The 24,349-nt window shown below is 49.6% G+C and carries 19 protein-coding genes and 1 tRNA gene; 11 read left to right on the forward strand and 9 right to left on the reverse strand.

The features are described from left to right. Positions 1–9: 9 nt before the first annotated feature. Both glnE and K6Q96_RS14715 read right to left on the reverse strand, forming a co-directional pair. Positions 10–2,862 carry a bifunctional [glutamate--ammonia ligase]-adenylyl-L-tyrosine phosphorylase/[glutamate--ammonia-ligase] adenylyltransferase gene (glnE, locus tag K6Q96_RS14710; RefSeq protein WP_251876625.1) on the reverse strand — a complete coding sequence of 951 codons (2,853 nt, stop codon included), beginning with the start codon at positions 2,860–2,862 and terminating at the stop codon, positions 10–12. 92 nt (positions 2,863–2,954) lie between these two features. Further along, a complete protein-coding gene (locus K6Q96_RS14715) occupies positions 2,955–4,553 on the reverse strand; it encodes a methyl-accepting chemotaxis protein (RefSeq protein WP_251876626.1) in 1,599 nt (532 codons plus the stop codon). A gap of 151 nt (positions 4,554–4,704) precedes the next feature. Between K6Q96_RS14715 and K6Q96_RS14720 the strand changes: the two genes are divergently transcribed. Then, positions 4,705–5,487 carry a potassium channel family protein gene (locus tag K6Q96_RS14720; protein ID WP_251876627.1) on the forward strand — a complete coding sequence of 261 codons (783 nt, stop codon included), beginning with the start codon at positions 4,705–4,707 and terminating at the stop codon, positions 5,485–5,487. A 33-nt stretch (positions 5,488–5,520) separates the two neighbouring features. On the opposite strand, the gene K6Q96_RS14725 is transcribed toward K6Q96_RS14720, so the two are convergent. Then, complete coding sequence (locus tag K6Q96_RS14725) at positions 5,521–7,047, reverse strand: CYTH and CHAD domain-containing protein (protein ID WP_251876628.1); 1,527 nt, start codon at positions 7,045–7,047, stop codon at positions 5,521–5,523. Between the two features lie 226 nt (positions 7,048–7,273). Between K6Q96_RS14725 and K6Q96_RS14730 the strand changes: the two genes are divergently transcribed. From K6Q96_RS14730 to K6Q96_RS14740, 3 genes are all read left to right on the forward strand, one after another. Further along, a complete protein-coding gene (locus K6Q96_RS14730) occupies positions 7,274–7,954 on the forward strand; it encodes a TIGR00153 family protein (RefSeq protein WP_062666400.1) in 681 nt (226 codons plus the stop codon). 35 nt (positions 7,955–7,989) lie between these two features. Next, positions 7,990–9,255 carry an inorganic phosphate transporter gene (locus K6Q96_RS14735; RefSeq protein ID WP_251876629.1) on the forward strand — a complete coding sequence of 422 codons (1,266 nt, stop codon included), beginning with the start codon at positions 7,990–7,992 and terminating at the stop codon, positions 9,253–9,255. Between the two features lie 159 nt (positions 9,256–9,414). After that, positions 9,415–10,029, forward strand: coding sequence for a TIGR04211 family SH3 domain-containing protein (locus K6Q96_RS14740; RefSeq protein WP_062666404.1), 615 nt, complete (start codon positions 9,415–9,417; stop codon positions 10,027–10,029). Positions 10,030–10,185: 156 nt separating this feature from the next. On the opposite strand, the gene K6Q96_RS14745 is transcribed toward K6Q96_RS14740, so the two are convergent. After that, a complete protein-coding gene (locus K6Q96_RS14745; protein ID WP_251876630.1) occupies positions 10,186–12,468 on the reverse strand; it encodes an AAA family ATPase in 2,283 nt (760 codons plus the stop codon). Between the two features lie 205 nt (positions 12,469–12,673). Here K6Q96_RS14745 and K6Q96_RS14750 point away from each other — a divergent pair, with 205 nt between their 5' ends. Further along, the gene (locus K6Q96_RS14750; RefSeq protein WP_251876631.1) at positions 12,674–13,912 is read left to right on the forward strand and encodes a multifunctional CCA addition/repair protein; all 1,239 of its coding nucleotides are present in this window, start codon (positions 12,674–12,676) and stop codon (positions 13,910–13,912) included. Positions 13,913–14,102: 190 nt separating this feature from the next. Here K6Q96_RS14750 and K6Q96_RS14755 read toward each other — a convergent pair whose 3' ends face one another. From K6Q96_RS14755 to folB, 3 genes are read right to left on the reverse strand one after another with little or no spacing between them, the layout of a single operon-like run. Further along, positions 14,103–14,906: an undecaprenyl-diphosphate phosphatase gene (locus tag K6Q96_RS14755; protein WP_251876632.1), complete on the reverse strand. Its 804-nt coding sequence runs from the start codon at positions 14,904–14,906 to the stop codon at positions 14,103–14,105. A gap of 22 nt (positions 14,907–14,928) precedes the next feature. After that, entirely contained in the window at positions 14,929–15,414 is a 486-nt protein-coding gene (gene folK / locus K6Q96_RS14760; protein WP_251876633.1) for a 2-amino-4-hydroxy-6-hydroxymethyldihydropteridine diphosphokinase, read from the reverse strand. Then, the gene (gene folB, locus K6Q96_RS14765) at positions 15,411–15,770 is read right to left on the reverse strand and encodes a dihydroneopterin aldolase (protein ID WP_251876634.1); all 360 of its coding nucleotides are present in this window, start codon (positions 15,768–15,770) and stop codon (positions 15,411–15,413) included. The genes folK and folB overlap by 4 nt, the downstream gene beginning before the upstream one ends. Before the next feature lie 194 nt (positions 15,771–15,964). On the opposite strand from folB, the gene plsY reads away from it, so the two are divergent. Next, positions 15,965–16,597 carry a glycerol-3-phosphate 1-O-acyltransferase PlsY gene (plsY, locus tag K6Q96_RS14770; RefSeq protein ID WP_251876635.1) on the forward strand — a complete coding sequence of 211 codons (633 nt, stop codon included), beginning with the start codon at positions 15,965–15,967 and terminating at the stop codon, positions 16,595–16,597. A gap of 185 nt (positions 16,598–16,782) precedes the next feature. Here plsY and tsaD read toward each other — a convergent pair whose 3' ends face one another. Further along, a complete protein-coding gene (tsaD, locus tag K6Q96_RS14775; protein WP_251876636.1) occupies positions 16,783–17,802 on the reverse strand; it encodes a tRNA (adenosine(37)-N6)-threonylcarbamoyltransferase complex transferase subunit TsaD in 1,020 nt (339 codons plus the stop codon). Between the two features lie 208 nt (positions 17,803–18,010). Here tsaD and rpsU point away from each other — a divergent pair, with 208 nt between their 5' ends. The 5 genes from rpsU to K6Q96_RS14800 all read left to right on the forward strand — a co-directional run bounded on the left by rpsU (position 18,011) and on the right by K6Q96_RS14800 (position 22,728). After that, positions 18,011–18,226, forward strand: a complete 216-nt coding sequence (gene rpsU / locus K6Q96_RS14780) for a 30S ribosomal protein S21 (RefSeq protein WP_002537656.1) — start codon at positions 18,011–18,013, stop codon at positions 18,224–18,226. A 24-nt stretch (positions 18,227–18,250) separates the two neighbouring features. Beyond that, positions 18,251–18,694: a GatB/YqeY domain-containing protein gene (locus K6Q96_RS14785; protein WP_251876637.1), complete on the forward strand. Its 444-nt coding sequence runs from the start codon at positions 18,251–18,253 to the stop codon at positions 18,692–18,694. Positions 18,695–18,817: 123 nt separating this feature from the next. Continuing rightward, a complete protein-coding gene (dnaG, locus tag K6Q96_RS14790; protein WP_251876638.1) occupies positions 18,818–20,572 on the forward strand; it encodes a DNA primase in 1,755 nt (584 codons plus the stop codon). A 93-nt stretch (positions 20,573–20,665) separates the two neighbouring features. After that, the gene (gene rpoD, locus K6Q96_RS14795) at positions 20,666–22,498 is read left to right on the forward strand and encodes an RNA polymerase sigma factor RpoD (RefSeq protein WP_251876639.1); all 1,833 of its coding nucleotides are present in this window, start codon (positions 20,666–20,668) and stop codon (positions 22,496–22,498) included. A 154-nt stretch (positions 22,499–22,652) separates the two neighbouring features. Beyond that, positions 22,653–22,728, forward strand: a tRNA-Ile gene (locus K6Q96_RS14800). A 725-nt stretch (positions 22,729–23,453) separates the two neighbouring features. On the opposite strand, the gene K6Q96_RS14805 is transcribed toward K6Q96_RS14800, so the two are convergent. Continuing rightward, positions 23,454–23,783 carry a hypothetical protein gene (locus tag K6Q96_RS14805; protein WP_251876640.1) on the reverse strand — a complete coding sequence of 110 codons (330 nt, stop codon included), beginning with the start codon at positions 23,781–23,783 and terminating at the stop codon, positions 23,454–23,456. Positions 23,784–24,349: the final 566 nt, after the last annotated feature.

Genomic DNA, 24,349 nt, shown 5'->3' on the forward strand with positions numbered 1-24,349 from the left:
GGACCTGTTTTACACAGGCTCCATCCACTCTTCCCAAGCTGCTTTCACCGCTTCGCGCTCTGCCATGAATGCACTGTCGTCCACTTCCACGGACGCATCAAGTAGGTTCAGACGATGAATTTCATCACGCATTGCAACATACGCATCGCGTAACGTCAGTGCCTGCGGTGTGCTGAGAATACCCGCTTGTGCCATGTCTTCAAGGATGCGTACGTTATCGCTCCAGCGGGTCAACGCAGGTTCGTCATTGGCATTCGCCAGCACGAAGAACTGAGTCATAAATTCAATATCAGTAATCCCGCCCGGATCCTGTTTGATATGGAATTTGTCCTTCTCTTTGCTACCAAGGTGGTCGCGCATTTTATGGCGCATCTCGACCACTTCCTTGCGAAGGGCATCGATGTCGCGCTCTTTCGTCAGCACGCGCTTTCGCACGTCCGCGAAACCTTTTGTCAGCAGCGCATCACCATAAACCAGACGGGTGCGAACCAGCGCCTGATGCTCCCAGGTCCAGGCTTCCTCGTTCTGATATTCCTCGAACGATTCGAGCGTTGTCACCAGCATGCCAGAAGCACCAGAGGGGCGAAGGCGGGTATCGATTTCATACAACACGCCTGATGCTGTGCGGGTAGAAAACAGATGGACGATACGCTGAGCCAGTCGCAGATAGAATTGGCGGCTGTCTATCTCTTTCGGGCCGTCAGTGTAAGTGTTATCCGGGCAATCGTGCACAAACACCACGTCCAAGTCTGAGTTGTAGCCGAGCTCAATACCTCCCACTTTGCCGTAACCAATCACCGCAAAGCCACGCCCATCACGGCCGGATAGGTGAGATGGTTGCCCGTACTTTTCCGTCATCTGATACCAGGCCTGATTCACCACCGCTTCTACAATGGCTTCCGCCAGATAAGTTAAGTGGTCACTCACCTTCATCACCGGCAACACGTCAGCAATGTCAGCGGCGGCAATACGGAGCAACTGGGTTTGCTTGAATTGGCGGATATTCTCCATTTGCTGCTCCATATCCTCTTCCGGAATACGGGCGAGAAAATCAAACAGCTCGTTGCGGTATTGGTCGAGTGGCGTTGGATTGTAGAGGTGTTGCAGATCCAGAAGTTCATCCAGAAGGATGGGGTAATTCGAAAGTTGCTCTGCCACCATTGGGCTTGCGCTGCAAAGGCGCACTAATTGGGTGATTGCTCCATGGTGCTCATCAAGAAGTTCCAGATAGGTAGTCCGTGTAGCGATACGGACCAGCAGTTTGAGCACCCGCTCAAGCACCGCCATTGCATCTGTACGGCACACAATGTGGCTGAGCATTATAGGCATCAGGCGGTTCACCACTTCACGGCCTCGAGGGCCTAAAGTGCGTTTTGCTAACTCTTCTTTGAATCGCAGCAATGCTTTGGCCTGATCTTCAGCGCTTTGTGCCTGCATGTCGTTCAGGATCTTCTCGACCAAGTCAGGATCCCGTGCAGCATCCCAGATCTCACTGAATTCAGCGCCGATCTTCTCTTCTTCGTTTTCCTCTTCGTCGCCAATCAGATTATCGAAGATGTCGTGGACACCCTGCATGTGGAAAGCAATCTTCTCGCGAAGCGCGACCCACTCCGTTTCACCCATAGCCACGGCAAGACGCAACCTATCACGATCGCTATCAGGCAAGGTTTGGGTCTGTTTATCACCAATGGCTTGCAGCAAATTCTCTACTCTACGCAGGTAGCGGTATGATGCTTCGAGCGTGTCAGCTTCCTTCTCTGGCAGCAGCTCCAGTTCGCGAATCGCATTCAAAGTGATAAAAAGGCCACGTTTACGCAAAATCGGATCGCGACCGCCTCGGATAAGCTGGAAAGACTGGACGATAAACTCGATTTCACGAATGCCCCCAGCACCAAGCTTAATGTTGTCTGTCAGGCCACGACGGCGCACTTCACTGCGGATCATCGCCTTCATCCGACGCAAAGACTGGATCGCACTGAAATCGATATATCGGCGGAACACGAAGGGGCGCAGCATCTGACGCAGAGTCTGGTAACAGGCAAACTGCTCTTTCCCCATCACCCGCGCTTTGATCATCGCGTAACGTTCCCAGTCACGCCCTTGTTCCTGATAGTAATCTTCAAGCGCAGCGAAGCTCATGACCAATGGGCCACTGTCGCCGAATGGGCGAAGGCGCATGTCGACGCGATAACAGAAACCGTCATAGGTTTGCTGATCCAACGCTTTGATCAAGCGCTGACCGAGACGGGTGAAGAACTGGGCATTGGCAATGCTGCGACGCGCGCCTTGCGTTTCGCCGTTCTCAGGGTATGTAAAAATAAGGTCGATATCAGAAGAGAAATTTAGCTCGCCACCGCCCAGCTTGCCCATACCGAGGATCAACATTGGTTGCGCGTTTCCGTCTGCATCACAGGGCGTTCCCCATTCATTGCAGCAGAAACGGTAAAGCCAGCCATAGGCTTCCATGATCGTGGCTTCTGCCAGTTTAGAGAGGTGGGCGAGACCATCATCAAGGGAAATGGTGTCGTTAAAGTCATGCCAAGCCAGCCAAACCATCTCACGTCGACGGAAGCGGCGAAGCTCACGCAGCAGGCTATTTTCATCCTGCTGGCTATCGAGTTGCTCTTTCAGCAGTTTTCGGTATTGCGCGATACGAAGACCGGAGCCGAGATTGTCCTTCAACCAAGGCAACAGGTTTTCGTCATGAAGCACCGATTCATTGATGAAGTCGCTCAGTGCCAATGTGCGGGAAAGGGTTTCCCTATCAGCACCTTGCCACTGTTCAAGGTTATCAGGCTGTTTTTCAACCAGAGTGTCGATAGCGCGGGTTGCACAAGTATCCAGTTCCGTGGGAAGCGACATCTGTGTTCTTTCCTTTGATATTTCTAGTTAACCTTAAAATATCATAAAAAAAGCCCACACAATCGGTGGGCTTCCTCATTCCTAAACGGAAATCAAACCGCGAACTCTTTGATTTTCAGATCAAGCTGTTCTGCATTGCCCTGCATGCTTTCTGAGGTTTCGGCCAGCTCAGTCACCACAGTGACAGATGCTTCCACCAGCTCTCGGACATTGGTCAGATTCTGGTTCATCTCATCAGCCACTGAGGCTTGCTGCTCTGCGGCGGTGGCGATATGGAAGTTCATATCGTTAATTTGGGAGATTTGCTCCACGATCAGGTTGAGCTCTTCGCCCGCTTTGCTGGCTGACTCTACGCTTTCCACCGCTTCCACCACGCTTTGCTCCATCAGGCCAACTGCCTGCTGAGCGGAAAACTGAAGCTGGGTGATCATATCCTGAATTTCTAAAGTCGCTTTCTGGGTGTTTTGCGCCAGGTTGCGAACTTCATCTGCTACCACGGCAAAGCCACGTCCCATTTCACCAGCACGCGCTGCCTCAATCGCGGCATTAAGTGCCAACAGATTGGTTTGCTCTGAAATCCCTTGAATGGTCACGACCACAGAACTGATTTTCTCAACGCGCTCTTCCACCTGATTGACCACGCTCGCTGACTCGCGGATATCATCAGACAGCTTGTTGATAGTCGAAATCGTGTTGCTCACGTAATGCTGACCGTTTGCCACCTGTTCACGGGACGCTTCTGTCGCCTGTGAAGCTGCACGGGCATGGCCCGCAACATCTTGCACCGTAGAAGTCATTTCACTCATGGCTGACGCCAACTGGTCGATTTCACCGAATTGCTCTTTGGCAGATTCCCGAGTCTCATCCATGCTGATGCTCATCACCTCAGCCATATCAGACAATTCTTCCGAAGAGTGACGCTGCGTTTTAATCACGCTCGACAGTTGAATACGGCTTTTTTCCAGTTCACGTGCCAGCTCACCGAACTCGTCTTTGCAGTCCATTACCACTGGCACACTCAGGTTCTTCTGAGCCATATTACGCATACCATCAATCAAGTAATTGATTTGGCGAATCATCAGGTTAGAGCCGCCCAACAGAATGATCATAAAGGCGACAATCATAAGCGCGGTTTGCCATGCCACCTGAATCAAATAAGCATTGTAGTATTGCTCAGCCGCGGAATCGGGTTGGGAGGAAATAGACAGCCAATCTGTATTTCCTACAGGTACCGCAATGCCATGACGCCCTTCGTTGGCAAGGTGGTAGGTGAATTCACCTTGAGTATTTCGAATCACTTCTGTCAGCATGCGGCCATTTTCAAGTGGCAGGTTCAATCCATCAAAATTACGGATGCTTGGGTGCGCCAGGACTTCACCGGTTTTACGATTGGTGAAGTAGATATATTGGTTAGTTTCGCTAGTCGCATTTTCTCGGCTCACCACACGCTGAAGCAGCGATGTGCCGTTCTCTTCTTTCAAAAGCTCTTTTGCCATTTCAGCACTTCGCAATGCCAGACTTTGGCTTTGCGCTTCAGTGACCTCACTGACAGAGTCCCGGAACGTATTGGCGTCCCACAGCTGTTTTGCCACCAATAGCAAGGTACTGAAAACCATTAAAAGAATGAGTTTGGGAACCAGTTTGATGTTGGCAGCGGCCTTTTCCCAGGGCCTGAATATCATCTGTGACATTCTCGGTGACTCCTTGATAGTTGCATCGCGTAAACTGCGATACAGTAAAGAGAAAGCAAGCGGAATAGGGTTAGGTATCTATCGAGAGTAAACTTCGATAGATATGCTGAGCCCTACAGAACTAACGGCAGCACAGGTTGTTTATTGAGTGATGAGCGAGACCGAAACGAAAAACTTAGATCTGAATCCGATGGGATTGTTGAGTCTGTTGCTTTCCTTTGTCTCACTTTGTGTGGTCACTACCATTTTATTGCTGCCTAAAAGCGATCCTCTTTATACCTTATTGCTAGGCATCGATACGCTGATTTGTCTGATATTTTTGCTACAAATCGCCCTACATCTTCTTAAAAGTGATAACAAAGTCACTTATTTGAAAACGCATTGGATAGATATTCTCGCCAGCATCCCTGTGGTTGAAGCATTACGTTTCGCCCGCATTTTTCAAATATTCCGGGTCATCCGCCTTATTCAGCAAAGCCAGTCACTGCTCACCTACATGAACGAAAACCGCAATGAAACCACCATGGCGACCATTCTGCTATTACTAACGGTACTGGTTTCAACCGGATCTGCTGCGGTATTTGCGTTTGAAAGCCCCGCGATCGAAGCCAACATCACTAGCCTGACTGATGCTATCTGGTGGGTGTTTGTCACTATTTCTACCGTAGGTTATGGTGATTACTACCCTGTGACGCCAGCAGGGCGAGCCGTCGCGGTAATAGTGATTATGTGTGGTGTCGGTATTTTTGGTGCCATCACCGGCCTTGTGACTTCTTATGTCACCAAACCAGAGAAGAAAGCACAGGAAAGAGAAGAACGCCGCCGCGAAGCGCTAGAACTGATTCTCACGCAGCAAACTGAAATATTGGGACGTCTTACCGCAATTGAAGCCAAGCTAGAGAACAAACCACCTTCGCAGCAAGAAAAAAAATAGCGCCATCAGGCGCTATTTTTAGATATCCATAATTTAGATATCCCAATAGGGAGCAAGCGTTAAGCCAATCTGACGAGATTGCATCATGGCATGCAGCAAAGATTCTTCCTTACGACCCAGCCATTTTTCGATCTGCGCGCGATCATCCTCTTCCAAATCTTCATCATCAGCCAGTTTTCTCACTGGCTCAAGCAGTTGAAAGTCCTCAATTCCCTGCAGCAGGTCAAGCCAAGGAAGACGGAAAGTCTCTCGTTCTTCAGTCTCAAACAAGGCAGCCACACAACACCCTGACATCAAGTTTCGGTTCAGGCGCGGCTGCTGATCCAGATAAGCAAAGCGATCCAGTTCATTACCTTCCGCGAAAACACTTAAAAGCTCATCCCAGGATTGGGCCAGCGAGCGGTTGGCAAACTGGCGAATAGGCTCACCCAATTTTTCACGGGCTTTGTCATCCAGGAATGGTTGCCAACCACGGGTGAGAATCCAACGGCTTAGATCCAACAACAGGTTGCAATAACGGCTTGAATGCAGGAGTTCAAGCACTTCAGCACGCTCTGGCAATTCGTCATAGCGATCAGAAAGCTTTGCCATCAACGGCTTTTGCGCATTAAGTTTACGCAGGAAGTGACCTTTATCGTCGAGCAAGCGCTCAATAGCTCTGCCCTCGTAAACCCAGTCCAACTCCCCTTCCAGCCATTGCAATTCCTGACGAAGCAAAGCACTGGCGCGACGCGGGATCAAACCACCATAAAGCACCAGAGCCTGACGTATCAGCGACACCGCGTTACACATCTCAAAGATGGCTTCCTGCTCAGGACGCTCCACGTAGACCTGCTCATGGTAGTGCCAATGATCAAGCGCGTGCTCGAGCGCTTTCACAAACGACTGCTCTACCGACATCTGGTCGCTAACATGAACCATGGTCAGCGGTTTCACCGGATCACCTTCATAGCCAGTCGCAAGACGATAACCTCGGGCCGCTTTACTCAGGTTGCCCAAACGCAAACCGCCGTTTTCTGCCAGCTCGCGCGCCAGCACAAACAGCGCATCTGTCTGACCAGACTTCAGCTCAAGCTCAACTTCGCAAATCGGGTCATAGCCCCCGTTCTCAGTGGTGACTTCGCCACTATCGAAAGCCAGCTCAACCTGACTGCTGTCAGGCATCGCAAGCAGCCACTGCTGGCGCTCAAAATCTGTAGAGAACAAAGGATTCAGGTTGGCACTGAGTGATTCGATGTCTAAACCTTCTGGCCAAGCATCTGCGGGGATCAGTGAAAGGTCAGGAACTGGAGATTCCAGCTCTGCATTGTATTCCGGACGTTGGTGAAGTCCTGCAACAACACGGCCTGCAGTTTTCAGTGTTTGCACGAACACATCGTCATAGCGCCTGACACGTAGTCCAATATCATGGCGTCGCAGAACGTAATCCGGGGTGTCGTAGTAGATATTACCGAGGTCTCGCTGGCGTTGCTGCAATACCTTTAAATCAGCAATTTTGTCCCGGATCTGGCGTGAAAAATCCGTCGAAACAAAAAACTTTAGCTCTATCTCAGTTTCCATAAAGGTACCTATAACCAATAGCAGAACAAGGATATGGATATTCGCTAAGTCGGGCAAGAGACTTTCATTGATCTGAAACGGTATCAATACAAATGTGATTGCGATAACATTCGCCGCCTAAATAACCATCGCGTCACTAGAAACTCATACTCCTGAAACATTCAGATGAGTTCCGGTGTAATATTTAGCCTGATCCGTTGGACAGGTCTTTTAGGTAGATACGGCTATGCCTGTAAATACAATTGTTGGGCTGTTCGCAAAGAGCCCTTTAAAACCTTTGCAACGCCACGTGAGCCGCGTAAACGACTGCTGCTCGCTGTTAGTCCCTTTCTTCGAAGCTTGTGAGAAAGGCGATTGGGAACGTGCAGAACAGCTGCGCCATGAGATTTCAACGATTGAGAAAGAAGCAGATGCGCTCAAACGTGAAATCCGCCTTAAATTGCCTCGCGGCCTCTTCCTCCCGGTAGACCGTACTGACATGCTCGACCTGCTTATCCAACAGGACAAGCTTGCAAACCTCGCCAAAGATATTGCCGGCCGTGTGATTGGTCGACAACTCCAAGTCCCTTCCTTGCTCTACACCGACTTCGTCGCCTACGTGCAACGTTGTCTGGATGCTGCCGATCAGGCACGTCGCGTTATCAGTGAATTGGATGAACTGCTGGAAACTGGCTTTAAAGGACGTGAAGTCACTCTGGTTGAAGAAATGATCCACCAGTTGGATACCATTGAGGGCGATACTGACTCAATGCAAATCAAACTTCGCCAGCAATTGATGTCAATCGAGAGTGAATACAACCCGGTTGATGTGATGTTCCTTTACAAGATTCTTGAATGGGTCGGCGCTATCGCTGATCAGGCACAACGTGTTGGCTCGCGTTTAGAGCTGATGCTGTCGCGCTCGTAAAGCGCCATTCATCTAAGAGATAACAAGGTAAAACAATGGAAATCCTAGCGAATTACGGCACCATTATTATTTTGGTGGCCGCAGTCTTTGGTTTCATGATGGCTATCGGTATCGGTGCAAACGACGTTGCCAACGCCATGGGTACGTCAGTGGGCTCTAAGGCACTGACCGTTAAACAAGCCATCATCATTGCGATGATTTTTGAATTCGCCGGCGCTTATCTGGCCGGTGGTGAAGTGACAGACACCATCCGAAAAGGGGTGATTGAAACGTCACTTTACGCTTCCCAACCTGAAGTGCTGGTTTACGGCATGATGTCTGCGCTGCTGGCAGCGGGTACATGGCTATTGGTTGCGTCCTATATGGGCTGGCCGGTGTCCACGACTCACTCCATCATTGGTGCCATTATCGGTTTCGCTTGTGTGTCTGTCGGCACTGAAGCCGTGGACTGGAGTTCCGTGCAAGGCATCGTAGGCAGCTGGCTTGTCACGCCGTTGATTTCCGGTGTGTTCGCTTACGCGATTTTTGTCAGCGCCCAGCGTTTGATTTTTGATACCGACAAACCTCTCATCAACGCCAAGCGCTTCGTACCGGTTTATATGTTCCTGACCGCAATGATTATCGCTATGGTGACAATCAAGAAGGGTCTGAAGCACGTCGGCTTGCATCTTTCTACCGGTGAAGCCGTGATGGTATCCATTGCGGTTTCTGCTCTGATCATGATGTTCGGTTATGTCTACATTAACCGTAAGTACAGAGACGACACAGCAAGTACAAATGGTTACCAGGGCGTTGAGCGCGTATTCAGCCTGTTGATGGTCGTAACAGCCTGTGCGATGGCGTTCGCGCACGGTTCTAACGACGTAGCAAACGCGATTGGCCCACTATCAGCGATTGTTTCTACCGTTGAACACATGGGCCAAATCACCGAGAAGAGCACCATTGCATGGTGGATTCTACCTCTTGGTGGTATCGGTATTGTTGTTGGTCTCGCAACCTTGGGTCACAAGGTGATGGCGACGGTAGGTTCCGGTATTACTGAGCTGACACCAAGCCGTGGATTTGCGGCTCAGCTGGCAACCGCATCAACGGTTGTTCTGGCATCTGGTACGGGCCTTCCAATCTCTACCACGCAAACGCTGGTTGGTGCGGTGTTAGGTGTTGGTTTTGCGCGTGGTATCGGTGCACTGAACCTGGGTGTAGTGCGTAATATCGTAGCATCCTGGGTTGTAACGCTACCAGCCGGTGCGCTACTTGCGGTGATTTTCTTCTACGCCATGCAGGCTGCATTTGGTGTATAAAGCAAATTAAGAAAGGCGTTTTAGTCACGTTTTTGTGCAGTGATGTCAGTCTTCGGTCAAAAAAGGGAGGTTATGCCTCCCTTTTGTTGTACCTGAACCCCAAAATTTTTTAGTATTTGGCACAAACAGATACTCACGACCAAAACAAAGGAATACTCCGTGAAGCAACTTTTCTCTGCCCTGGCTGTACTTATGATGCTGGCAGTCCCTGCTGCACATGCTAAGGACAACTACATCTCAGATGAGCTTTTCACTTACATGCATTCTGGCCCGGGCACCCAGTTCCGTATTCTCGGCAGTGTGGATGCGGGCACGAAAGTGACAGTTGTGGACAGTAACCGTAACGCTGGCTACACCCAAATCATTGATGATCGTGGTCGTAAAGGCTGGGTTGAAACCAAGTATGTTTCTAAACAACCTGGTCTGAAAGTTCGTGTACCTGCATTGGAAGAAGAACTGAAGCAGGTAAAAGAAGCACTGTCGAGTGCACAAGGCGATGCGGAAGCAAAAACCAAAGGCCTGATTGAGTCGCTGGATCAGCGTAACGCTCAGGTGAAAGAGTTGGAGCAACACACCAGCGAACTGAACCAGAAGCTGATCGATGCGCAAACCGAAATCCGCGAACTGCGCGCACGTATCGACACTCAGAAAGATGATCTGCTGATGCGCTACTTTGCCTACGGTGGCATGGTTGCAGGTGGTGGCCTGTTGTTTGGTCTCATCCTGCCGCACCTGATCCCACGCCGCAAGAAGCGTAATAATGGTTGGGCGTAAGCGATAAGCAAACGACAACAAAAAAGCCGCGAAAGCGGCTTTTTTGTTTTTTGAATCAGCACAAAAGGCGATAGCGTTTGGCTCTTGCTGCTCTTCCTGAGTTCTGGGTTCTGGGTCCCAGGAAAAAACTCTAGACGCGAACTCTTGAATTACCCATTACCATGTTGTTAGCGCTGGAATCGCGATAAGCGCATCTTCAAACTGCACCACTACTTGCTGAGGCTCGATGCCTCGAAGTAACACACCATCTGCCACGAACTGACCTTCACGGGCTTCTTTACCGTTGACCTTCACCCAACGGTTACTCTCATTAGAGGTATAGATATGGGTCTGAAAGTCCATCGCAGGCAATCGGTTTAATTGCGCAGAATTCAGCTCAGCAATCGGTACGACGTTGCTCTCTGGCTGAGCGCGGTCCAATTTCGCTTCCAAGGTACGCGACTTATCACTGCCCATGGCGGCTTCGACTTTCTGCGCCAGTTCAGGAGAAAGCTCAGACAAGTCCAAATCTTCCAGTGTTAGCTCATCATTCCCTTTCAGTTGCGTCTGATTCGGCGCGGTAAAGGTTGTGCTGCCGATTTCCACCGCTTCAGGCTCTGGTGGCTCAGTCTGAGCAATATCTTCTTCCACAACTGGCTCAATGATAGGCTGCGGCAAAGGTTCGAGTGCCAGCTCAAAGACATCTGAATCTGGCATCACCACAATCTCACCATCAGAAAGCGCCAGCTTCTCGCCCGGTGTAGCATCAATGCTACCGACCAGCGTTGGCCCAGGCATTTGCAGCACCGAATCGAGCACCATAAAGGTCATAGCGCCAGGGATACCGTCTGCATCCAAGCCTTTACTTCGCTGGAACTCGCGCACTTTTACGCGCTGCTCCTGCCCAAAGGTATTCGATACAGGCGTATTCTCGCCCAGCACCAGATTCAGGCGTTGATCCAGCCATTGAACACGCTCGCCGCGCTGACCGAAACGGATAAAGTTAGGGTTGCCCAACGGCGGACGCCAAAGCACCAATGCTTCGCCGCTCCAGTATTGGTTCAGGAATTCTTCGCTCACCAGCAGACGTTTGTCCGCCGCCAGCAATTCAAACTGGCCGTCGCCTCTGCCATACAATACGGCAAACCAGTTCTGGCCACCTGTGCCGTTCATTTCAAGCACTGCTGGGCGATCGATGGTCAACAATTGGGAAAGCGGTAAGTTTCCTTTAAAGCAGGCAAGCTCGCCACGCACTTTTGATGAACAGCCCGCCGCTAACACATCGGCATCAAAGCCCCAAAGCTTGTAAAGGGATTGCATCGAAGAACCTGCACTCAGGCTCTCACGAGTCACTTCGCTAAGTGGCAAAGTGACAATGGTTTGGACAGGCTTGTTAGCCTCGACTTTTACCACAGGTGTCGGATCGGAAACGACAACAACAGGCGCTGGTTGCTCAACCACCTCAACAACAGCTGGCTGAGTGACAACCACAGGAGCTGGAGATTCAGTCTCAACAACAATCGCTCCGTCCTCGCTGCCAACACCAAGTCCCACTCGAATAGCAATCGCGAGCAGCGCAGCACCGCCAATCGCACCGGCATAAACTGGCCAGTAACGTTTGTAGTCAGTGTGTGGCTTGCTTTGTACCACGCCCTGCCATTCCAATACGTCCTGACAGGCACGCGCCGCAATGGCTTGGTTGACCTTCTGGCGCGATTCTTTAAACGCCATCTTCAGCGCTTTATCACACACTAAGTTCACCAGACGCGGCACACCGCCCGTCTCGTTGGCAATCAACTTAATAGCTGCCCCATCAAACAAAGGCTCCAAACCACCCGCGCAGCTGATACGGTGCGTGATGTATTGATGCACTTCATCCGGCGTGAGCGGCATCAGGTGATAACGCGCGGTAATGCGCTGAGCAAGCTGACGAAGATTGGACTGACGCAGCATTTGCTGCAGCTCAGGCTGACCAATCAGAATGACTTTTAACAGCTTGCGGTAAGAGGTTTCGATATTGGTCAGAAGACGAAGCTGCTCCAACACGTCCGGCATTAAATGCTGGGCTTCATCCACCAGCAACACAGTTTGTATGCCTTTGGATTCGTTATTGAACAGCTTATCGGATATGGCGTCATAGAGGCGTTTGAAGCTATCGTCCTCTTTATATTCCACGCCCAGCTCATCGCAAAGCGTTTGAAGCAGTTCGAGAACAGACACACTCGGATTCAGGATCGTTGCAACCTGCGTTTTCTCTGGCATGCGATCCAACAAGGCTTTCATGGTGGTGGTTTTACCCGTGCCCACCTCGCCGGTTAAAAGCGCCAAACCGCCGCCATCCTCAATGCCATTCAGGACATGGCTCAGCGCTTCTTTGTGCCTTTCGCTCAAAAAGTAAAATTTAGGATTGGGCACGATCGCAAATGGCGACTCGGTTAACCGGAAAAAGTCTTGGTACATGAATATTTCTCTGTTCCCTCAATGGCTCGCAAGGTAGCGCGGCCTAAAGATGAAGTAAAGCCAGTCACAGCTTCAGACTGTGTAATCAGGGACAGGTTCGCAGGTTTTACACACATCCCTGTATTCTACGCACGGTTCACGCCTGCATAGACCCATGGTTTCGGTATATGATGATCACATTATTGCTTAGATTTCGGATAGTAATGTGAAAACCTACCTTGTCGGCGGTGCCGTTCGCGACGAACTCCTCGGTCTGGAAGTCAAAGATAGGGACTGGGTCGTGGTCGGCGCAGACATTGATTCCATGTTAAACGCTGGTTACCAGCAAGTGGGCTCTGACTTCCCCGTTTTCCTCCACCCTAAGACTCATGAAGAGCATGCACTGGCGCGGACAGAACGTAAATCAGGTAAAGGCTACACAGGTTTCGTCTGCGATTTCACGCCACAAGTCACACTGGAAGAAGACTTACAGCGACGCGATCTGACCATCAATGCCATTGCCAAAGCCGAAGATGGATCGCTGATTGACCCTTACGGCGGCCAGCAAGATCTCAACGATCGTCTGCTTCGCCATGTTTCCCCTGCTTTTGTAGAAGACCCGCTACGTGTGCTGCGCGTTGCACGCTTTGCGGCAAGATTTCATCATCTTGGTTTTCGCGTGGCTGATGAAACCCTTGCGATGATGCAGGAAATCGTCAAAAGCGGCGAGCTTGAAGCCCTGACCGCCGAGCGCGTCTGGAAAGAGTGGGAAAAGTCACTCACTTCCCAGCATCCCGAAGTGTTCTTAAGCGTCCTGCGCGACTGCGGTGCATTGGCTGTTGTGTTGCCTGAGATAGACGTCCTGTTCGGCGTACCTCAGCCCGAACAGTGGCACCCTGAAATCGACACCGGTGTTCACACTCTCATGGTCGCCAGACAAGCAGCGCTTCTAACCCAAGATCCGATAATACGTTTTGCTGCGCAAGTGCATGACTTGGGCAAGGGCCTGACGCCCAAAGAAGAGTGGCCGAGCCACAAACTGCATACCAAGCTCGGTTTGACACCGATTAAAGCCCTGTGCGAGCGCATCCGTGTGCCAAACGCCTACCGCGACGCCGCGCTTCTGGTCTGCGCCGAGCACACCAATGTACACAACGCGGGCGAGTTAAAAGCCGCCACTTTCGTCAAGATATTTGACCGCAATGACTGCTGGCGAAAGCCCGAGAAAATCCCTCAGCTCGCAACGGCGAGCAAAGCCGATCACCAAGGCCGCACAGGATTTGAAGAGCGTGATTATCCGCAGTCTGAATGGCTGACAAGTGCATTTGATGCCGCCAGTACTGTTGAAGTGAAACCGATTGTGGCTGCTGGTTTTAAAGGCCCAGCAATACGGGAAGAGCTGACAAGGCAGCGGATTGAAGCGGTGAAAAAGTATCTGGAAGGGAATAGGGTCCTAGGGTCCTAGGGTCCTAGGGTCCTAGGGTCCTAGGGTCCTAGGGTCCTAGGGTCCTAGAAGGCAGTATCTCCAACTCCAGACGTAAAAAAAGCGGCACTGTTAGCAGTTGCCGCTTTTTCTATCCCTAGGATCTGCTCTTGCTCTTCCTAGGACCTAGGATCTGTATTTCCTAGGAACTGTTTGCCTAGCCCCAAAGCCCTTATCGCGTCGCCAAGAACGCCATCAAGCCAAGACCGAGCGCCACACGGTAAATCACGAATGGCTTCATGCCCATCTTGGTCACGAGTTTCAGGAACCAGTGGATACACGCATACGCACTGATGAATGAAACCAGTACGCCAGTCATGATAGGCGCCCACATGACAGGTACGTCACTTTTCACCAGACCCAGGCCAAGGTAAGAACCCGCCAATACGATGATTGGAATTGACATCAGGAAAGAAAAACGCGCGGCAGCTTCACGGGTGTAACCCAGGTAAAGGGCCATGGTCATGGTCGCGCCAGAGCGGGAAGTCCCCGGGACCATTGCCAGCGCTTGTGCAATACCAATCCACAGCGCCATTTTTGGCGTGGTTTTGTATTCGTCAAACTCGCACTTGGCTTTCACATCGACCCACCAAAGCAGCAGACCGAAGACAATACAGGTCACCGCAATCACCCACGCCGAACGCAAGTAAACTTCGATGATATCTTTCATGAGCAGGCCGAAAATACAGGCAGGAATCGTTGCCAGTGCAATCATCCATGCCAATGTGGCATCAGAAGAACGCTCACCCTTGAAGATGGAGCGGAAGAATGCGCCCAGCAATTGCGTCACTTCCTTTCGGAAATAGCCCACAACAGCAAGCAAGGTACCCACGTGAACGGCAACATCAAAGGCCAAACCCTGATCCTGCCAACCTAGAATTTCTGACGGAAGAATAAGATGCGCAGAGCTCGAGACGGGAAGAAACTCCGTCAGACCCTGAATTAAAGCCAGCGCAAAGGCTTCAAACATGCTCATAGTTTTAAGTCACTTATAGTTATTAAAGGGAAAAATCGGTCACCGGCCAAAGGGGTTGTTCTTCTGAGAAAGCATCCCACGCTTCTTGATAAGTTTTGTCATCACCCGGAATGACTTGGTCAGGGCAAAGCTCTGCCAACGGCCAAAGGGTAAAGGCAAATTTGTACACATCGTTGCGCGGCAATGTCGGACCTTCCGGCTGCGCCAGCTCACCGTAAGTCAGCAAATCGATGTCCAGCGTGCGATCACGGAACTTGATAGCATCTCGCTCACGCCCCCAGCGCGATTCAATCTCACGCAGCGCAGCCATAATGCCTTCGAGGCTCAGTTCAGTATGAAGTTCAACGACAAGGTTATAAAAATTAGGACCTTCGAAGCCGACGGGAACAGCTTCAAAAATGCGGGAGCAACGACATTCAGGGTCGAGCTCTCTGAGTGCAGCAATACCTTCAGAGATATGATGCTCGCGCTCAATGTTAGAGCCGACGCTCACGAGAACCTGAATCACTTGGCGCCTCGCTCAATCACCACACCCACGGTGCGAGCCTGAGGGACAGCACCTGGTTTGCTCACTTTCACGCGAACCCAAGGTACGGAAAATTGGGACTGGATCAGCGCCGCAATTTCTTCCGCAACGCGTTCCACTAGGAGAAAACGGCCGTTTTCGACCAAATCGATAATCGCGCCACTCACTGATGCATAGTCCAGTGCGTAAGCCACATCATCGTTATCTGCCGCAGGCTTGTTGTCATGCGCCATTTCAATATCAAACACCAGCTTCTGTTTGATTTGTTGTTCCCAGTCGTAGACGCCGATAGTGGTCACGACTTCAAGCTGCTCAATAAATACTAAATCCATGTTCACTCAAAAATATCAGAGGTCGGATACCCATTATGCGCAAAAGCACGTAACATCGGCTCAACCAGCGCCACAGCAAAAATAGCCTGAGCGCTCATTATATCTACACAATATCCTTAAAAAATTGGATACTTTGTGTCTGGTGCGCGAACTATACCAAGTTCTCGCCGCCCTAGCGAATGTTCAAACTGGATGACTGAATGACTGCTTTTGGCCTATTGATGATCGTACTTGCATATTTACTGGGTTCCATATCCAGCGCAGTATTGATCTGTCGTCTTTACGGCCTGCCAGACCCAAGAGAACAAGGCTCAGGTAATCCAGGTGCTACCAATGTGTTCCGCTTAGGTGGTCGGCTCGCAGCGGCCCTAGTGCTGCTGTGCGACATGCTCAAGGGCACTATTCCTGTCTGGGTAAGCTACCTGTTGGGCGTCAACCCTTTCATGCTCGGCCTGATTGGTATCGCGGCCTGCCTTGGTCATATCTACCCCATTTTCTTTCATTTTCGTGGCGGTAAAGGGGTCGCAACTGCACTCGGTGCCATTGCACCTATAGGCTTAGATCTCACCGGCATGATGCTAGGGACATGGATAGCTGCCGTTTTAGTCACGGGCTATTCTTCTGTCGGCGCACTTCTCGCGTCTTTGTTTGCACCACTCTTTACGTGGATGGTCAAACCCCAGTTCACCATGCCTGTCGCCATGCTCTCCTGTCTTATCATTTTCCGCCATCAGGAAAACATAAAACGCCTGCTTCGCAAGGAAGAGCAAAAAATCTGGAATAAAAAGAAAAAGCTGACAGAAAACGAAGAGCAGGAAGGGAAAGAGATTTAAGGTCCTAGGGTCCTAGGGTCCTAGGGTCCTAGGGTCCTAGGGTCCTAGAAGAGATTGGCCCCAACACAGACAAATAAAAAAAGCGGCACTGAAATTCAGTTGCCGCTTTTTCTGTTCTATAAGCTCTGCTTTTTGCTCTTCCTAGGATCTAGGACCTTTCTTTTCCTAGGACCTGCTCTTCGCTCTTACCCTTCGATCGGCTTAAGTGTATCAATCGGCCAGCGTGGGGAAGCTTTCACGCCCAAGTCATTGTGCTCGCCATTTTTCAGGCGCTGCATGCCAGCGTAAGCAATCATGGCACCGTTGTCGGTACAGAACTCAGTGCGTGGATAGTAAACTTCACCACCGATATTGTTCGCCAGCTCTTCCAACTTGGCACGTAGGTGACGGTTAGCACTCACGCCGCCAGCAATCACCACACGCTTCATACCGCACTGCTTCAATGCTCGCTTACACTTGATCACCAAGGTGTCAACGACGGCATCTTCAAACGCACGGGCGATATCAGCGCGGGTTTGGTCATCATTGTCGTTGGCAGCAATCGTATTGGCGGTGAAGGTTTTCAGGCCAGAAAAGCTCATATCTAAGCCCGGTACATTGGTCATTGGACGTGGGAAAGTGAAGCGGCTGCTGTCACCCTTTTCTGCCAGTTTAGAAAGCAGAGGACCGCCTGGGTAATCCAGGTTCATCAGCTTCGCGGTTTTGTCGAACGCTTCGCCGGCAGCGTCATCAATCGATTCGCCAAGGATCTGGTATTCACCAATACCTTTTACTTCAACGATCATCGAGTGACCGCCAGAAACCAACAATGCGATAAACGGGAACGGAGGAGGGTTATCTTCCAACATCGGCGCCAGCAAGTGACCTTCCATATGATGAACCGCCACCGCTGGAATATCCCAAGCATAAGCTAAGCTTCGGCCAATCGTCGCACCGACCAAAAGCGCACCAACCAGACCAGGGCCTGCCGTATAAGCCACGCCATCCAAGTCTTTAGGCGTCAAGCCAGCTTCTTTCAGCGCAGCTTTAACCAGCGGAATCGTCTTCTTAACGTGATCGCGAGAAGCTAGTTCAGGCACCACACCGCCGTAATCAGCATGCAGTTTTACCTGGCTGTATAACTGGTGCGCTAACAGACCTTTTTCATCATCATAAATAGCCACGCCGGTCTCATCGCACGACGTCTCGATGCCCAGAATTCGCATAACACCTCAGCTCACTTGGATCACAGATCGATCCGCTTTCGATCTGCTGGTTTCTAAAACAGGCGGCAATCTTACATGGGCGGCATCAAATTCACCAGTTATGCTTTACAAGCACCCTAGTATCGGATTAGAATTCCGCACCATTTTTAATCAAAGCTGGTCAATCTGTCTCCAGCGATAACTGACTAACCCCTGAGGTGAAAGGCACATGCCAGTAGTTAAAGTACGTGAAAACGAACCATTCGACGTAGCACTGCGTCGCTTCAAGCGCTCTTGTGAAAAAGCAGGTATCCTTTCTGAAGTTCGCCGTCGTGAGCACTTCGAAAAGCCGACTACCGTTCGCAAACGCGCTAAAGCAGCTGCAGTTAAACGCCACCTGAAGAAGCTGGCTCGCGAAAACGCACGTCGCGTTCGCCTGTACTAATTACGATTAATACAGGATTGCGAGATGGAATTGCTTGAACGTCTGAAAGACGAACAAAAAACGGCGATGAAAGCCAAAGACAAACCTCGTCTTGGCACTATCCGTTTGATCATGGCTGCAATTAAACAGCAAGAAGTTGACGGTCAGAAAACTCTGAACGAAGACGAAGTGCTGGCAGTGATGACCAAAATGGTTAAGCAGCGCCGTGATTCTGTTTCGCAATATCAGTCAGCAGGCCGTGATGACCTGGCTGATGTGGAACTGGCAGAAATTTCCGTTCTGGAAGAGTTCATGCCAAAGCCACTCAGCGACGAAGAAGTTGATGCTCTGGTGAAAGAAGCCATCGCAACTTCTGGAGCAGGCTCCATGCAAGACATGGGTAAAGTCATGGCCGTTCTGAAACCTCTGGTTCAGGGCCGAGCTGACATGGGTAAAATCAGCCAATTGGTTAAAGCTAATCTGGCCTAACTTTTATCCGACCTGCAAACAAGCCGTGCTATCCATTTTTGGAGTGCGCGGCTTGTTCGTATTCGCTCAGTAGCAAATACTGAGAGTACCCTCTTCTTTTATTCACCGAACGCATAAAGGTTTATGGCAGGAAAGATCCCACGCTCATTCATTGATGATCTGCTAGCACGACTCGATATTGTCGAGCTAATAGACGCGCGGGTGAAACTTAAAAAGCAAGGCAAAAACTACGGTGCCTGCTGTCCTTTCCATAACGAAAAAACCCCGTCTTTCTCTGTCAGCCAAGAGAAACAGTTCTACCATTGTTTTGGTTGTGGTGCGCACGGCAACGCCATCGACTTTATCATGGAGTTCGATCGCCTTGAATTTGTCGAAGCCATCGAAGAACTAGCGTCTTCGCTAGGTCTAGATGTGCCAAGAGAACACTCTGGCGGTGGTGCCCCGAAAGGGCCTTATGCACGCAGCGATCAGAAACGCGACCTCTACCAGATGATGGGGCAAATCGCCCAGTTTTATCAGGGTGGGCTGCGTAATGAAGCGGGTAAAATAGCGATTGATTACCTTAAAGGCCGTGGCCTTTCCGGTGAAATCGTGCAGAAGTTTGGGATAGGCTACGTCGCTGACGAATGGGATCAGGTGCGTTCACGCTTCGGGCGTGATAACGCCAGCCAGCAGGCACTGGTATCAACCGGCATGCTGATTGAAAACGACAACGGACGCCGTTACGACCGCTTCCGTGGCCGTGTGATGTTTCCTATTCGTGACCGTCGTGGACGTGTTATCGGTTTTGGTGGCCGCGTGATTGGCGATGGCACACCGAAATACCTCAACTCACCGGAAACACCGATATTCCATAAAGGACGTGAGTTGTATGGCATGTACGAAGTACTGCAGGCACACCGCGAGCCCAAGCAATTACTCGTTGTTGAAGGTTATATGGACGTCGTCGCCCTGGGGCAATTTGGCATTGATTATGCTGTTGCATCACTGGGCACCGCGACCACCGCAGAACATATGCAAACCATGTTCCGCCAAACCTCCAACGTGATTTGCTGCTACGACGGTGACCGCGCAGGACGTGACGCCGCATGGCGTGCAATGGAGCAGGCACTTCCCCACTTGGTAGATGGACGCCAGCTCAAATTCATGTTCCTGCCAGACGGTGAAGACCCAGATTCCATGGTTCGGCAGGAAGGTAAAGAAGGCTTTGAACAGCGCCTCGCAGGTGCTATGTCGCTGTCAGAATTTCTGTTTAACACCTTGATGGAACAAGTCGACACCAGCAGTCAGGAAGGTAAAGCCAAGCTCACCACTTTGGCGGTGCCACTGATTGACAAAGTGCCGGGCGGCACACTTCGTCTCTACCTACGTAACATTTTGGGCCAGAAGCTAGGTCTACCTGATGAGCAACAACTCGAAAAGCTCATCAGCCGACAAGGTCAGACGCAAACACGTCAACCATTGCCGGAAATGAAACGTACCCCAATGAGAGAAGTGATAACCCTGTTATTGCAAAATCCAGGGTTTGTAGAAAACGTACCGCCACTTGATGGTTTGGATGAGCTCGGGATCCCCGGCTTAAATTTATTCACCACCATGCTTGAACTTTGCAGATCCCGTCCCAATATTACGACAGGACAGCTGCTGGAACATTGGCGCGGCACAGAACAAGAAGCATTGTTAGCCAAATTGGCAAGTTGGGAACTACCTATCAACGAAAACAATGTATTAGATGTATTTTTAGACTCACTGGACAAAATTCTGGACCAGTGTGTCAAACAACAAATAGCCAAGTTGCAAGCTAAATCGAATACCGTCGGCTTATCAGTCGAAGAGAAGCGGGAGTTGCAGTTGTTAATCCTCAACCGGCCCGACTAGAAACTAGCCAGCATACTTGTATTTTGCTAAAATTGGCAGTTTGCGTTTCCGCATACTAAATTCTTCACTCAGACCCGAAGTTGGATATCGTCTATGGATCAAAATCCGCAGTCACAGCTAAAGTTGCTTGTCGCAAAAGGTAAGGAACAAGGCTATCTAACCTATGCAGAAGTAAATGACCACCTACCGGAAGACATTGTCGATTCTGATCAGATAGAAGACATCATTCAGATGATCAACGACATGGGTATTCAGGTGGTGGAAACAGCGCCAGATGCCGATGAGCTGATGATGTCTGAAACTGTCGCGGACGAAGATGCCGTCGAAGCAGCAGCAGCAGCACTTTCTAGCGTTGAATCTGAAATAGGTCGTACAACTGACCCAGTGCGCATGTACATGCGTGAAATGGGTACAGTAGAACTGCTTACCCGCGAAGGCGAAATCGACATCGCCAAACGCATCGAAGATGGTATTAACCAAGTACAGGTATCGGTTGCCGAATACCCTGGCTCCATCTCATCACTGCTCGATCAGTTTGACAAAGTAGAAGCAGAAGAGCTTCGCCTGACAGACATCATTTCTGGCTTCGTAGACCCGAACCAGGAAGACATCGCACCTACCGCCACCCACATCGGTTCAGAGCTCACCGAAGAGCAACTGGAAGATGAAGATGATGGCGACGACGATGATGATGATGACGAAGAAGAAGACACTGGCATCGACCCAGAGCTAGCGCGCGAAAAGTTTAACGACTTGCGCCTGGCTTACGAATGCATGCAGCAGTCCATCCAGAAAAACGGCCGCTTCCACGAAGACACTGCAGGCGCAATCGCCGAGCTGTCAGAGGTGTTCAAGCAATTCCGTCTGATACCAAAACAATTCGACCGCCTGGTTAATGAAATGCGCGATACAATGGATCGCGTACGCACACAAGAACGCATCGTGATGCGCCTGTGTGTAGACCAAGCGAAAATGCCGAAGAAAACCTTTGTACAACTGTTCAGCGGCAACGAATCGTCAGACAGCTGGCTGGATGAAGCACTGGCTTCCGACAAACCATACGTCGATCGCCTGAAGCAGTACGAAGAAGATCTTCGCCGCTGCGTACAGAAACTGAAAATCGTTGAAGACGAAACCGGTCTTTCTGTAGAGCGCGTAAAAGATATCAGCCGTCGCATGTCAATCGGTGAAGCGAAAGCACGCCGTGCGAAGAAAGAGATGGTTGAAGCGAACTTGCGTCTGGTTATTTCTATCGCGAAGAAATACACCAACCGTGGCCTGCAATTCCTGGATCTGATTCAGGAAGGTAACATCGGCCTGATGAAAGCGGTAGACAAGTTTGAATACCGTCGTGGTTACAAGTTCTCGACTTACGCAACATGGTGGATCCGTCAGGCAATCACCCGTTCAATCGCAGACCAGGCACGTACTATCCGTATCCCTGTTCACATGATTGAAACCATCAACAAACTGAACCGTATCTCACGTCAGATGCTTCAGGAGATGGGTCGTGAGCCACTGCCAGAAGAACTGGCAGAGCGCATGCAAATGCCAGAAGACAAGATCCGCAAAGTGCTGAAGATCGCCAAAGAGCCAATCTCCATGGAAACCCCAATCGGTGACGATGAAGATTCACATCTGGGCGACTTTATCGAGGACACCACCCTCGAACTGCCAATGGATTCCGCAACCATGAACAACCTCAAGATGGCAACCAGCGAAGTATTGGCTGGCCTGACACCTCGTGAGGCGAAAGTTCTGCGTATGCGTTTCGGTATCGACATGAATACCGACCACACGCTGGAAGAAGTGGGCAAACAGTTTGACGTAACGCGTGAGCGTATTCGTCAGATTGAAGCGAAAGCACTGCGTAAACTGCGTCACCCAAGCCGCTCAGAAGTTCTGCGCAGCTTCCTGGATGAGTAATCCAAGACGCATTTAATAGCAATATTGGAAAGGCGAGCACTGCTCGCCTTTTTCATTTCTGCGATTTGAACTAAGTGGCTAAAAAGCATACTGAATAGGGTGTGGTTGTGTCTGGACACCCCTGCTTCCACCCCTTATAATCAACCCCCTACACGGCCCCTTAGCTCAGTGGTTAGAGCAGTCGACTCATAATCGATTGGTCCCCAGTTCAAATCTGGGAGGGGCCACCATATATAGAAAGGCCTGAGAGGTTAGTAACCACTCAGGCCTTTTGCTTTTTTAACGCTAATGAGTCTAGTAGTGAGTTCAACTAAGATTTTTTCACTACGTCTCTCTTAAGCTGACTAGCCCACTTTATTGCTTTTAAGATTGATACAAAGACAGAAAGCGCTGCGTTTAGCGTTGTTCCACCTCTTCCGAACACATCATAATCCCAATGTCTTCTTATACATTATTTGGCCATCGCTATTGCAGCAAAACAGCACCAGTAACTTAAGCAATAGTCAATAGAGCAATAAAGTGGGGAAAAGACACGACGAGAACAACCGAGACAATGGCTCAAGAAACAAACCGTGATGAAATCTTCTGTCTCAGGCAACAGTTGAAGATGATTTGATAGAGACCTTATCCTGCCTCTTCACGGACAAAGAAATTTACTATGATTCAGAGCGTCGAATGCACCAGCATTTCCAATAGAAAAGGTAAGTACACCCTTTTTATTTTGCCATTCCTATGCACTTAAACCTATCTATCCACTCTCATCCCAGAGGTATGGTCGGCGTTTGATTGCGGCCTACAGCTTGAATCCCAAAGCTCGCAGGGAATAAATTAGGTTAATATTAAGAATAATTGACAACATTTTTGAAAAACATCTCAGAGACCACTTTTCTTCCAAGTGGCAAAAGCCATAAAGAAAATGACCATAGCATTAAACGAAAAGTAGTCTTTAGAACATTTATGAAGCCATTATAAAACCTGACATTAAATTTACCACAGTAATTAAAACCACCGCTGGAGTTATACAACCAAAGGATATGGCAATGGCCTTTTTAATTAATTTATTAATATTTTTAGGCAATAAAAATCCAGTAATAGCGGAGATTATCGCCCTACAAGCAGACCACCAGACAAATATCGAAGATATTGCACCAATCACATAAAGCAATAGTGAATCCCAAGCATTTGCTCCTAGGAAAATTGCAGCGGTTAGGGTTAGCCATTCAATCCATGTGAACCAGATTTTCACATATCCTCTATCACAAATCTCGTCAAGAATAGAATACATACAACCTCCAAGAATTAAAGTTTTAAAATACATAACCTAAAGGAAAACCTATAAGAAATGTTTATTTGAACACTTAGCAACCTTTACTATTAACCACTAGTTGATCAAACATATGTCTAGAAAAAGCTGACAGGATTATTGCGTTCAAAAGGAAGCAAAAACTTGCAACTAGCCTTTCATATGAACCAATCACCCCAAACTCAGGATAAAATTGAGCCATCCACAAACCAAACAAACATCCAGATAACACTCGAAATATATTTATAATTTGGTTAACAATAAAAAGGTATAGTTTTCTAATCCGGGTTCTTTCCAATCGGGTGAATTTATATGCCTTGGCTACTATATAAATTAGAAATACCACTGGAAAGACAATTATGAACAACATATTAATTTCATCAAGATCAAGCAATCCTTCTGATAAAAACCAATATATTGGTTCTGGTATGTTGCTATCTAAATCAATCAATCTCCCTTCATACAAAAACAACAGAATAAAAAAGGAAACAGGAAATAGTGACCATGTATAACTTAACTTAATCAGCTCCTTCCTCATATGAAGGTAT

The sequence above is a fragment of the Grimontia kaedaensis genome (genome assembly GCF_023746615.1).
GTDB classification, from domain to species: domain Bacteria; phylum Pseudomonadota; class Gammaproteobacteria; order Enterobacterales; family Vibrionaceae; genus Enterovibrio; species Enterovibrio kaedaensis.